This window comes from Rhizobacter sp. P5_C2 (assembly GCF_054049715.1).
The window spans coordinates 29,659-41,096 of record NZ_JBFULV010000002.1 but is presented as its reverse complement, the minus strand read 5'-3'; the positions used below and the strand labels follow the sequence as shown (position 1 = coordinate 41,096).

Below are 11,438 nucleotides of genomic sequence, written 5' to 3'. Positions count from 1 at the left end.
CGTGTGCCGCGGATCGACCGGGTTCAACCGATGCGGCCCAGCAGCAGGTACTCCATCAAGGCCTTCTGGACGTGCATGCGGTTCTCGGCCTCGTCCCAGACGACCGATTGCGGTCCGTCGATCACGTCGGCCTCGACCTCCTCGCCGCGGTGCGCCGGCAGGCAGTGCATGAAGAGCGCGTCGGGCTGCGCGGCGGCCATCATCTCGCGGTCGACGCACCAGTCGGCGAAGGCCTTCATGCGGGCCTCGTTCTCGGCCTCGTAGCCCATGCTGGTCCACACGTCGGTGGTCACCAGGTGCGCGCCGGCGCAGGCTTCGAGCGGGTTCTTGAAGACCTTGATGCAGCCGGTGTCGCTGGTGTCGTTGATGCCCGCCGCCTTGGCGTCGACCTCGTAGCCCGACGGCGTGCTGACGTGCAGCGTGAAGCCGAGGATGCTCGCCGCCTGCAGCCAGGTGCTGGCCATGTTGTTGCCGTCGCCGACCCATGCGACCACCTTGCCGGCGATGCTGCCGCGGTGCTCGATGTAGGTGAAGACGTCGGCCAGGATCTGGCACGGGTGGTACTCGTTGGTCAGCCCGTTGATCACCGGCACGCGCGAGTTGGCCGCGAAGGCCTCGAGCTTGGTCTGCTCGTAGGTGCGGATCATCACCACGTCGACCATGCGGCTGATCACGCGCGCGCTGTCCTCGATCGGCTCGGCGCGGCCGAGCTGGCTGTCGCCGGTGGTCAGGTTCACCACCGAGCCGCCCATCTGGTACATGCCGGCCTCGAAGCTCACGCGGGTGCGCGTGGAGGCCTTCTCGAAGATCATCGCGAGCGTGCGGTCGACCAGCGGCGTGTATTTCTCGTAGTTCTTGAAGCGCTTCTTGATGATGCCCGAGCGCTCGAACAGGTAGGCGTATTCCTCGGCGCGGAAGTCCTTGAACTGCAGGTAGTGCTTGATGAGGCTCATGCCGGGCTTCATGGCGTGGCGGGGGTTTCGGACAGGAAGCGCTTCACCAGCGGGCACAGGATGGCCACGATCTGCGCCGCTTCGTCGGCCGTGAGGATCAGCGAGGGCACCAGGCGGATCACGCGATCGGCGGTGACGCTCAGCAGCAGGCCGGCCTCGGCCGCGCGGTTCAGCAGCACGCCGCACGGGCGGTCGAGCTCGATGCCGAGCATCAGGCCCTGGCCTCGCACCTCGACGAAGCCCGGCACGCCGGACAGCTCTTTCTCGATGCCGGCCTTCAGCGCGGCGCCGACGGTGGCGGCGTTCTCGAGCAGCTTCTCTTCTTCCATGATGCGCAGCGTCTCGACACCGGCGCGCATCGCGAGCGGGTTGCCGCCGAAGGTGCTGCCGTGGTTGCCCGGGCCGAACACGTTGGCCGCCTTCGGGCCGCAGACGATCGCGCCGACCGGCACGCCCGAGCCCAGGCCCTTGGCGAGCGGCATCACGTCCGGCTTGATGCCGGCCCACTGGTGCGCGAACCACTTGCCGGTACGGCCGAGGCCGCACTGCACCTCGTCGAGCATCAGCAGCCAGCCGCGCTCGTCGCAGATCTTGCGGATGCCCTGCAGGTACTCGACGGTCGAGACGTTGATGCCGCCTTCGCCCTGGATCACCTCCAGGAACACCGCGACCACGTTCGGGTTCTCGGCCGCCACCGTGCGCACCGCGGCCAGGTCGTTCAGCGGCACGCGCACGAAGCCTTCGACCAGCGGGCCGAAGCCGGCCTGCACCTTGGTGTTGCCGGTGGCCGAGAGCGTCGCGATCGAACGGCCGTGGAAGGCCTTTTCGTAGACGATGATCTCCGGGCGCTCGATGCCCTTGTCGTGGCCGAACTTGCGGGCGATCTTCAGCGCGCCCTCGTTGGCTTCGAGGCCGGTGCTGCAGAAGAAGGCATTGGTCAGCCCCGACACCTCGGTCAGCTTCGCGGCGAGCTGCTCCTGCAGCGGCACCTGGTAGTAGTTGGAGCTGTGGATCAGCTTGCCGACCTGGTCCTGCAGCGCGGCGACCAGCTTCGGGTGCGCATGGCCGACGGTGTTGACCGCGATGCCGCCCAGGCCGTCGAGGTATTTCTTGCCGTCGGTGTCCCACACCCAGCAGCCTCGGCCATGCGACAGCGCGAACGGCAGGCGACCGTAGGTCGGCATCACGTGGGGCATGGGCTGGGCAGCGGGGGTGGTGGTCGCATTCATTGCGGCAGGACTCCGGAAGTTCGGAAGGAAGTGCGGAATACAGGACGGCAGGGCGCCGCCCGGGGCCTTGGATTCTAAGGGTCGGGTCCGACGCGCCGATAAAGGCACAGGCGCCAACCCTTTCCGGGCCCGGCAATCTGCTGCGGCGCAGCATATTCGCGGCACAATAGCCGCCGGCCGACCCGCCCTCCGTTCGACCCACGCCCGCAGCACGCATGACCTCACCCTTGCCCCGCGAAGTGTTCATCCAAGGCCTCACCAAGGATGGCAAGACCTTCCGCCCCAGCGATTGGGCGGAGCGGCTGGCGGGTGCGATGTCGAGCTTCCGCCCGGGTGGTTCGGCCGGCGGCATCGGGTCGTTCATCGGCTACTCGCCGTACTGCGTGCCGCGCGTGATCAACGGCGTGAAGTGCGTGATCGTCAGCGAGGAGCTGAAGGCGCTGGAGCCGATGGCCTGGGACTTCGTGATGAACTTCGCGCGCGACAACGACCTGCAGGTCGTCGAGGCCTGCCTGCTGCCGAACGGGCAGTTGGCGCCGGTGCCGCCGTCGGCCCAGCAGGCCGCCTGAATCCCGGCGTTCCTTGCCGCAGCATCTGGCGGCACCAATGAAAAAGGCCCGCTGAGCGGGCCTTTTCACTTACCACCTGGAATCTTTTCAATCAGGCTGCGAGAGCCTTGATCTTGGCCGACAGGCGGCTCTTGTGGCGAGCTGCCTTGTTCTTGTGGAACAGGCCCTTGTCAGCCACGGAATCGATGACGCCTTGAGCGGTCTTGAAGATTTCGGCAGCCTTGGCCTTGTCGCCGGCGACAACGGCCTTCTGAACGTTCTTGACGACCGTGCGGAACTTCGAACGCAGCGCGGTGTTGGCTGCGTTGAGCTTCACGTCTTGACGGACGCGCTTGCGGCCCGACGCGATGCGGACCGTCTTCTTGACTTTGGAGGAAGTAGCCATTTGTTTGCGTGATCCAGGTGGGTGGGGCAAAGACCGCGAGTATAGCATTCACATTTCGGCCCGGGCAAATCGGCAGACACGACGTGAGCAGGCGCTACCTATAATCCGCCCGCTTCCTGCCCCCGCCCCATGAACCTGCTGCGTGCCGCCTCCGTCGTCTCCCTGCTGACCCTGGCGTCGCGCATCACCGGGCTGGGCCGCGAGCTGATGGTCGCCGCGATGTTCGGCGCCGGCGCCTGGACCGACGCCTTCCAGGCCGCCTTCCGCATCCCCAACATGCTGCGCCGGCTGTTCGCCGAAGGCGCCTTCGCGCAGGCCTTCGTGCCCATCCTCGGCGAGACCCGCGCCCGCGAGGGCGACGAGGTCACCCACCTGCTGGTCAACGCCGTCGCCACCGTGCTGTTCTGGGCGCTGCTCGTCACCTGCGTGGCAGGCATGGTCGGGGCACCGGTGATCGTCTGGCTGATGGCCTCCGGCCTCGCGCAGTTCGACGGCGCCGTCGTGATGACGCGCTGGATGTTCCCCTACATCGGCTTCATCTCGCTGGTCGCGCTGGCCGCCGGCGTGCTCAACACCTGGAAGCAGTTCGCGGTGCCGGCCGCGTCGCCGGTGCTGCTGAACCTGGCGGTGATCGGCGCCGGCTGGGGCCTGGCGCCGGTGTTCGGCCGCTGGGGCGTCGAGCCGATCTACGCAATGGCCGTCGGCGTGATGGTCGGCGGCGTGCTGCAGCTCGCCGTGCAGCTGCCGGCGCTCGCACGCATCGGCCAGTTGCCGCGCATCGGCATGACGCCCACGCGCATCCGCGCCGCGTGGCACCACCCCGGCGTGCACCGCGTGCTGCGTCAGATGGCGCCGGCGCTGCTGGGCGTGTCGGTGGCGCAGCTGTCGCTGCTGATCAACACGCAGATCGCGTCGCACGTCGGCGTCGGCGCGGTGTCGTGGCTGACCTATGCCGACCGGCTGATGGAGTTCCCGACCGCGCTGCTCGGCGTCGCGCTCGGCGTGGTGCTGATCCCGCAGCTGTCGTCGGCCCAGGCGCGCGCCGATGCCGAGGCGTACTCCGGCCTGCTCGACTGGGGCCTGCGCCTGGTGGTGCTGCTCGCGTTGCCGTGCGCGGTGGCGCTGCTGGTGTTCACGACGCCGCTGGTCGCGTCGCTCTACCACCGCGGGGCCTTCCGGGCCGAAGACGTCGCGCAGACCGTGCTCGCGCTGCGCGGCTACGGCGTCGGGCTGATGGGGCTGATCGGCGTCAAGATCCTGGCGCCCGGCTTCTACGCCCGGCAGGACATCCGCACGCCGGTCCGGATCGCGGTGGTCGTGCTGGTGCTGACGCAGGTGATGAACCTGTTGTTCGTGCCGCAGCTCGGCCATGCGGGGCTGGCGCTGTCGATCGGGCTGGGCGCGCTGGTCAACGCCGTCTGGCTGTTCGTCGGCCTGCGCCGGTCGGGCAGCTACACGCCGTCGGCCGGCTGGGCCGGCTTCACCTGGCGGGTGTTGCTGGCGACCACGCTGCTGGGCGCCTTGCTCGGCTACGCGTCGCTGAAGCTCGACTGGATCGCGCTCGGCCAGCAGCACGGCGCGCGGGCCGCGTGGCTGGCTGCCTGCCTGGGCGGCGCGGCGATCGTTTACTTCGGCACGCTGTTCGCCACCGGGTTGAACCTGAAGCAGTTCGCCCGGCGAGGCTGAAATGCGACGCTAAACTGGCTGGATGGCCCGTCCGTTGCAGTTCGAAGCGCCCACCGCGCTGGAGTATTTCGCGTCGCTGGTGGCGGATGACGCCAGCCTGTCGCTGACCGAGGCCGCCGTCGCGATCGGGCAGGACGACGATCCCGGCCTCGATGCCCAATCGGTGCTGGCCGAAATCGACCAGCTCGCACTGCGCCTGAAGCATCGCGTGCCGGCCGATGCGGTGCCGCTGCAGCGCCTGCGCCGGCTGAACCATTTCTTCTTCAACGACCTCGGCTTCGCCGGCAACGTCAACGACTACTACGACCCCGGCAACAGCCACCTCGGCACGGTGCTGCGCACGCGGCGCGGCATCCCGATCACGCTGGCGGTGCTGTACATCGAGCTGGCCACGCAGATCGGCCTGCAGGCGCGCGGCGTGTCGTTCCCCGGGCATTTCCTCGTCAAGCTGCACATGCCGCAGGGCGAGGTGGTGATCGATCCGTTCACCGGCCATTCGCTGTCGCGCGACGAGCTCGACGACCTGCTGATGCCGTACCGCCAGAGCCATGGGCTGGTGGGCGATTTCGACGTGCCGCTCGGGCTGTTCCTGCAGGCCGCGCCGGCGCGCGACGTGCTGGCGCGCATCCTGCGCAACCTGAAGGAAATCCACCGCAGCGGCGAGGACTGGCCGCGCCTGCTGCAGGTGCTGAACCGGCTCGTGGTGCTGCTGCCCGACGCCTGGGAAGAGCGGCGCGACCGCGGCCTCGCCTACGCCGAGCTCGGCATGACCGGCGAGGCCCTGCACGACCTGGACCTGTACCTGGCCCATGCGCGGGCCGCCGAAGACCAGTCGGCGATCCGCGCCCGCGTCGCCCGGCTGCGCAGCGCGGGACCGCGGCGCCTGCACTGACGCACCGCGGCGGCGGCGAAGCGGCCCCGCGCTGACACCGGTTTCAGCCGTTTTGGGGCCCGGCGCCACCGGCCCTTAGAATTTGCCGCTTCCTGCCGGCACCGCCCACCCCGGGTCTCGCTTTCAAAACTGAGCACGCCGGCATCACCGACCCCGTCGATGCAACTCTCTCCTGCGCAGCGTCAAACCCTTTCGTGGCTGGCCATCGCCCTGGTGCTGCTGGTGCTGGTGTGGCTGCTGGCGCCGGTGCTGACGCCGTTCATCGTCGGCGCGGTGCTGGCCTATGCGCTGCATCCGCCGGTCGAGCGGCTGGCCGCACGCGGCGTGCCGCGCGTGCTGGCGGTGCTGGGCGTCGAGGTGCTGGCGCTGCTGCTGGTGCTGACGGTGCTGCTGCTGATCGTGCCGATCCTGTCGAAGGAGCTGCCGCTGCTGCGCCAGCAGGTGCCGCTGCTGATCGACCGCTTCAGCCTGTGGGCGACGCCGTGGCTCGCACAGCTGGGCATCCATGCGCAGCTCGACACCGCGAGCATCAAGGAATTCGTCGTCCAGCGCCTGGGCGACAACATGGAGGAGTGGGTCGGCACCGTGCTCAGCTCGGCACGCATCGGCGGCAGCTTCCTGCTGGCGATCGTCGGCAACGCGGTGCTGATCCCGGTCGTGCTGTTCTACCTGCTGATGGACTGGCCGCGCCAGGTGAATCGGCTGGAAAGCCTGATCCCGCCGCGCCTGCAGCCGGGCGTGCGCAGCTTCATGGCCGAATGCGATGCGGTGCTCGGCCAGTACCTGCGCGGCCAGCTGCTGGTGATGGGCATCCTCGCGGTCTGCTACAGCATCGGCCTCGCACTGTTCGGCTTCGACCTGGCGGTGCCGGTCGGCGTGTTCACCGGCCTGGCGGTCTTCATTCCCTACCTCGGCTTCGGGCTCGGGCTGGTGCTGGCGCTGCTGGCCGGCACGCTGCAGTTCGCGAGCGCCTACGGGCTGGTCGCGGTCGCGGTGGTGTACGGCGCGGGCCAGGTGCTGGAGAGCGTGTACCTCACGCCGCGCCTGGTCGGCGAGCGCATCGGGCTGAGCCCGCTGACGGTGATCTTCGCGCTGCTCGCGTTCGGCCAGCTGTTCGGCTTCGTCGGCGTGCTGATCGCGCTGCCGCTCAGTGCGGTGATGGCGGTGGCGGCCGGGCGCGTGCGCGGCGCCTACCTCCACAGCAAGCTGTTCCGCGGGTGACCGGGCGATGCGCCAACTGCCCCTGTTGATTGCCAGCGACCCGGCGCACACCTTCGAGACCTTCGTCGCGGCCGGCAATGCGCTGGCGCTGGCCCACCTGCGCGGCCTGACGCGCCAGGCGGCGCCGGTGCTGCTGTGGGGGCCGTCCGGCGCCGGCAAGACGCATCTGCTGCGGGCGCTCGCCAGCTCGGTGCAGCAGCAGGGCGGCCGCGTCAGCTGGTTCACCGCGGGCGACGACCTGCCGTGGCTGTTCGACGAAGGCGACATGCTGATCGTGCTCGACGACTGCGACGCGCTCGACGAAGCCGGCCAGCACGCCGCGTTCGCGCTGTTCGTGCAGGCGACGACGCACGGCATCCCGGTGGCGGCTGCCGCCCGCGTGCCGCCGGTCGACCTGCCGCTGCGCGAGGACTTGCGCACCCGGCTCGGCTGGGGGCACATCTTCGCGATCGAGCCGCTCGGCGAGGCCGAGGCCCGCGCCGCGCTGCGCCGCGAGGCCGACCGGCGCGGCATCTTCCTCTCGGACGACGTGATGGACTACCTGCTGACGCGCTTCTCGCGCGACCTGAAGCACCTGATGAAGCTGCTCGACCGGCTCGACGAATTCGCGCTCGCGCACAAGCGGGCGATCACGGTGCCGCTGCTCAAGCAGATGCTGAGCGAGGAAGGGCCGGCGCCGTCATGAACCTGTGCCTGTTCGACCTCGACCACACGCTGATTCCGTTGGATTCCGACCATGCCTGGGGCGAGCACATGCTGCGCCTGGGCTGGGTCGACACCGACGAATTCCGCCGCGCCAACGACGCCTTCTACGTGCAGTACCAGGCCGGCACGCTCGACATCCACGAATACATCGAGTTCGCCACGCGCGCCTGGCGCGGCCGCCCGGCCGCCGAACTGGCCGCCGCGCAGGCGGGTTTCATGCGCGAGGTGATCGTGCCGGCGATGCTGCCGGCGGCCATCGCGCTGGTGCGCGACCACCAGGCGCGCGGCGACCTGGTGGCCATCGTCACCGCGACCAACGAGTTCGTCACGGCGCCGATCGCCCGGGCCTTCGACGTGCCCCACCTGCTCGCGGTGGAGCTGGAGCGCGGTCCGGCGGGTAACATCACGGGCCGGATCCACGGAACACCTTCGTTTCGAGACGGCAAGACGGCCCGCACCCGCGAGTGGCTGGCAGGCCTGGGGCATCGGCTGCAGGATTTCGAGCGAATCAGCGTCTACAGCGATTCGCCGAACGACCTGCCGCTGCTGGAATGCGCCACCGAGCCGGTGGCAACCAACCCCTCGCCGACGCTCGAAACCGTGGCGCGTGARCGAGGCTGGCGAGTACTACAACTATTCAACCAATGATCAAGAAGTTCATTGACAAGCTGCTGGGCAAGACCAGCACCCCGATCGCGGTGCCCAAGGGCAAGCGGGTCGAAGTCGCGGCTGCCGAGCACGGCATCGACCCGGCGCTGGTCGACGAGAACGCGGTGCGCGTGGTGCAGACCCTGGCCGATGCCGGCTACGAGGCCTACATCGTCGGCGGCGCGGTGCGCGACCTGCTGGTCGGGCTGCGGCCGAAGGATTTCGACGTCGCCACCAGCGCCACGCCCGAGCAGGTCAAGGCGCTGTTCCGGCGCGCCTTCATCATCGGCCGGCGCTTTCGCATCGTGCACGTGGTGTTCGGCCGCGGGCGCGAGCACGAGGTGATCGAGGTCTCGACCTTCCGCGCGATGATGGACGCCACGGCGTCCGAGCAGGTCAGCGGCAACGAGAAAACCTCGAAGAGCGAGCTGGCCGGCAAGACCCATGCGGTCGATGCGGCCGGCCGCGTGCTGCGCGACAACGTCTGGGGCCCGCAGATCGAGGATGCGGCGCGCCGCGACTTCACGGTCAACGCGATGTACTACGACCCGCAGCGCCAGATCGTCGTCGACTACCACGGCGGCATCAAGGACGCGAAGAAGAAGGTGCTGCGCATCATCGGCGACCCGGTCACCCGCTACCGCGAAGACCCGGTGCGCATCATCCGCGTCGTGCGCTTCGCGGCCAAGCTCGGCTTCACGATCGACCCGAAGACGCGGGCGCCGATCCGCGAGCTGGCCGCGCTGCTCGACAGCGTGCCGGCCTCGCGCACCTTCGACGAGATGATCAAGCTGCTGCAGACCGRCCACGCGCTGGCCAGCATCGAAGAGCTGCACAAGCAGGGCCTGGCCGGCGCGGCGCGCGGGCTGTTCCCAATCCTCGACGTGATGCTCGACGACGCGCAGAAGCACCCGGCGCGCCAGAAGTTCGTGCAGCTCGCGCTGGCCGACACCGATCGCCGCGTCGCCGAGAGCAAGCCGGTGGCGCCGAGCTTCATGCTCGCCTGCATGCTGTGGCACGAGGTGCTGGACCGCTGGCTGCGCCTGAAGAAGGGCGGCGAAGCGCCGTTCCCCGCGCTGCAGCAGGCGATCGACGCGGTGTTCGATGCGCGCATCGGCGACATCTCCGGCCGCGGCAAGCTGGCCGGCGACATGCGCGAGATCTGGCTGATGCAGCCGCGCTTCGAGCGCCGCACCGGCAACGGGCCGTTCACGCTGGTCGAGCAGCCGCGCTTCCGCGCCGCGTTCGACTTCCTGCGGCTGCGCGCCGACGCCGGCGAGATCGAGGCCGAACTGGCGCGCTGGTGGGAAGACTTCTCGCTCGCCGATCCGGACGAGCGGCATCGGCTGATGCAGGGCAAGCGCGACGGAACGCGCGAAGGCCCGCGCGAGGCCCCGCGGCGTTCGGCCTCCGGTCCGCGTGCGGCTCCCGCGGCCCGTGACGCGTCGCCCGCGAAGGCGGGTGATGCCGCCGAGGCGGACGAGGGCGCTGAAGCGACGGACGGCGACCTGTCGGCCGAACCGGCCCGCAAGCGCCGCCGTCGCCGCCGCAAGCCCGGTGGCGGTGAAGGGGGTGCTGGCGGCGCCGGTGGCGGCGCGGCCCCGGCCTCCGGTGGCGATGCCGGCGAATGAAGCCCGCGCCGAATGGGCCTTCATCGGCCTGGGCGCCAACCTCGGCGATGCCCGCGCGACGCTGACCCGGGCGCTCGCCGAACTGGCGGCAATGCCCGGCGTTGACGCGCTGCAGGCCTCGCCGCTGTACCGCACGAAGCCGGTCGATGCGCAAGGCCCCGACTTCGTCAACGCCGTCGCGCGCCTGCGCACCACGCTGCCGCCGCTGGCGCTGCTGGCCGGGTTGCAGGCCATCGAAGCGGCCCACGGCCGTGAGCGGCCGTACCGCAACGCACCCCGCACGCTCGACCTCGACCTGCTGCTGTACGGCGAGCAGGCGATCGACGAACCCACGCTGACCGTGCCGCACCCGCGCATGCACCTGCGGGCCTTCGTGCTCGCGCCGCTCGCCGACCTGGCGCCTGACCTGCTCATCCCCGGCCGCGGCAGCGTCGCGGCGCTGCTGGCCGGACTCGACTTCCAACCCCTCTCGCGGATCGATCCATGAATGCCATCCCCGTGTCGGTGCAGACCGTCGTGCTGCTGATCGCGTCGAACGTCTTCATGACCATCGCGTGGTACGGCCACCTGAAGAGCCTGGCCGACAAGCCGTGGTTCGTCGCGGCGCTGATCAGCTGGGGCATCGCGCTGTTCGAGTACCTGCTGCAGGTGCCGGCCAACCGCATCGGCTATGCCGGCGGCTTCTCGCTCGCGCAGCTGAAGATCACGCAGGAGGTCATCACGCTGGGCGTGTTCGTGCCGTTCGCGATGATCTACATGGGCCAGCCGTTCAAGCTCGACTACGTGTGGGCCGGGCTGTGCCTGGTCGGCGCGGTTTATTTCATCTTCCGCTCATGAGTTCTCCGGTGAGCGCGGGGCTCGAGCGCTTCCGCCATATTGCGATCGAGGGGCCGATCGGCGTCGGCAAGAGCTCGCTCGCGCGCCGATTGGCTGCTCACCTCGGGGCCGAGACGATGATGGAGCAGGCGGGCGAGAACCCGTTCCTCGAGCGCTTCTACGCCGACCAGCCCGGCTATGCCTTCCAGACGCAGGTGTTCTTCCTGTTCCAGCGGCTGCGCCAGGTGCGCTCGCTGGCGCAGCCGGGCATGTTCTCGCAGGCGGTGGTCAGCGATTTCGTGTTCGCCAAGGACGCGATCTTCGCGCGGCTGAACCTGAGCGACGAGGAATACGGGCTCTACAGCCAGATGTATGGCCAGGTCGCGCCGCAGGTGCCGCAGCCCGACCTCGTGATCTGGCTGCAGGCGCCGACCGCGACGCTGCTGCAGCGCATCCAGCGCCGCGCGATCGCGATGGAGCAGCGCATCGCCATCGACTACCTGCAGCGCCTGGCCGATGCCTACGCCGGCTACTTCGAGGGCTTCGATGCGGCGCCGGTGCTGGCCGTCAACACCGAGCACTTCAACCCGATCGAGCGCGAGGCCGACTGGCGGGCGCTGCTCGACCGGCTGGCCGGCTTCCGCGGCCCGCGCGAGTTCTTCGACCCGGGCGCGGCACCGCGATTGGCCTGACCCACCCGGCT

At 69.5% G+C, this 11,438-nt stretch carries 13 protein-coding genes; 10 read left to right on the top strand and 3 right to left on the bottom strand.

Annotation, left to right across the window (positions count from 1 at the left end; all coding sequences use genetic code 11):
* Positions 1 to 23: 23 nt before the first annotated feature.
* The gene (argF, locus tag ACXJLU_RS01000; protein ID WP_457328650.1) at positions 24 to 965 is read right to left on the bottom strand and encodes an ornithine carbamoyltransferase; all 942 of its coding nucleotides are present in this window, start codon (positions 963 to 965) and stop codon (positions 24 to 26) included.
* Positions 962 to 2,182, bottom strand: a complete 1,221-nt coding sequence (locus ACXJLU_RS00995; RefSeq protein WP_457328649.1) for an aspartate aminotransferase family protein — start codon at positions 2,180 to 2,182, stop codon at positions 962 to 964. Before ACXJLU_RS00995 ends, argF begins: the two co-directional genes overlap by 4 nt.
* 215 nt (positions 2,183 to 2,397) lie before the next feature.
* Here ACXJLU_RS00995 and ACXJLU_RS00990 point away from each other — a divergent pair, with 215 nt between their 5' ends.
* Entirely contained in the window at positions 2,398 to 2,751 is a 354-nt protein-coding gene (locus ACXJLU_RS00990; protein ID WP_457328648.1) for a DUF3579 domain-containing protein, read from the top strand.
* Positions 2,752 to 2,842: 91 nt separating this feature from the next.
* On the opposite strand, the gene rpsT is transcribed toward ACXJLU_RS00990, so the two are convergent.
* Positions 2,843 to 3,136, bottom strand: coding sequence for a 30S ribosomal protein S20 (gene rpsT / locus ACXJLU_RS00985; protein WP_047500675.1), 294 nt, complete (start codon positions 3,134 to 3,136; stop codon positions 2,843 to 2,845).
* Between the two features lie 129 nt (positions 3,137 to 3,265).
* On the opposite strand from rpsT, the gene murJ reads away from it, so the two are divergent.
* The 9 genes from murJ (at position 3,266) to ACXJLU_RS00940 (ending at position 11,427) form a co-directional block, all read left to right on the top strand.
* Positions 3,266 to 4,822, top strand: a complete 1,557-nt coding sequence (gene murJ / locus ACXJLU_RS00980; RefSeq protein WP_457328647.1) for a murein biosynthesis integral membrane protein MurJ — start codon at positions 3,266 to 3,268, stop codon at positions 4,820 to 4,822.
* A 22-nt stretch (positions 4,823 to 4,844) separates the two neighbouring features.
* Complete coding sequence (locus ACXJLU_RS00975; RefSeq protein WP_457328646.1) at positions 4,845 to 5,714, top strand: SirB1 family protein; 870 nt, start codon at positions 4,845 to 4,847, stop codon at positions 5,712 to 5,714.
* A 159-nt stretch (positions 5,715 to 5,873) separates the two neighbouring features.
* Complete coding sequence (locus tag ACXJLU_RS00970) at positions 5,874 to 6,935, top strand: AI-2E family transporter (protein WP_457328645.1); 1,062 nt, start codon at positions 5,874 to 5,876, stop codon at positions 6,933 to 6,935.
* 7 nt (positions 6,936 to 6,942) lie between these two features.
* On the top strand, positions 6,943 to 7,620 hold the full coding sequence (gene hda / locus ACXJLU_RS00965; protein WP_457328644.1) for a DnaA regulatory inactivator Hda: 678 nt from the start codon (positions 6,943 to 6,945) through the stop codon (positions 7,618 to 7,620).
* Positions 7,617 to 8,288 (top strand): HAD family hydrolase, encoded by a 672-nt coding sequence (locus ACXJLU_RS00960; protein ID WP_073465680.1) that lies wholly within the window; start codon positions 7,617 to 7,619, stop codon positions 8,286 to 8,288. Before hda ends, ACXJLU_RS00960 begins: the two co-directional genes overlap by 4 nt.
* Positions 8,285 to 9,919, top strand: coding sequence for a polynucleotide adenylyltransferase PcnB (gene pcnB, locus ACXJLU_RS00955; protein ID WP_457328643.1), 1,635 nt, complete (start codon positions 8,285 to 8,287; stop codon positions 9,917 to 9,919). The genes ACXJLU_RS00960 and pcnB overlap by 4 nt, the downstream gene beginning before the upstream one ends.
* The gene (folK, locus tag ACXJLU_RS00950) at positions 9,906 to 10,406 is read left to right on the top strand and encodes a 2-amino-4-hydroxy-6-hydroxymethyldihydropteridine diphosphokinase (protein WP_457328642.1); all 501 of its coding nucleotides are present in this window, start codon (positions 9,906 to 9,908) and stop codon (positions 10,404 to 10,406) included. Before pcnB ends, folK begins: the two co-directional genes overlap by 14 nt.
* On the top strand, positions 10,403 to 10,756 hold the full coding sequence (locus ACXJLU_RS00945; RefSeq protein WP_073465678.1) for a DMT family protein: 354 nt from the start codon (positions 10,403 to 10,405) through the stop codon (positions 10,754 to 10,756). Before folK ends, ACXJLU_RS00945 begins: the two co-directional genes overlap by 4 nt.
* A complete protein-coding gene (locus tag ACXJLU_RS00940) occupies positions 10,753 to 11,427 on the top strand; it encodes a deoxynucleoside kinase (protein WP_457328641.1) in 675 nt (224 codons plus the stop codon). Before ACXJLU_RS00945 ends, ACXJLU_RS00940 begins: the two co-directional genes overlap by 4 nt.
* Positions 11,428 to 11,438: the final 11 nt, after the last annotated feature.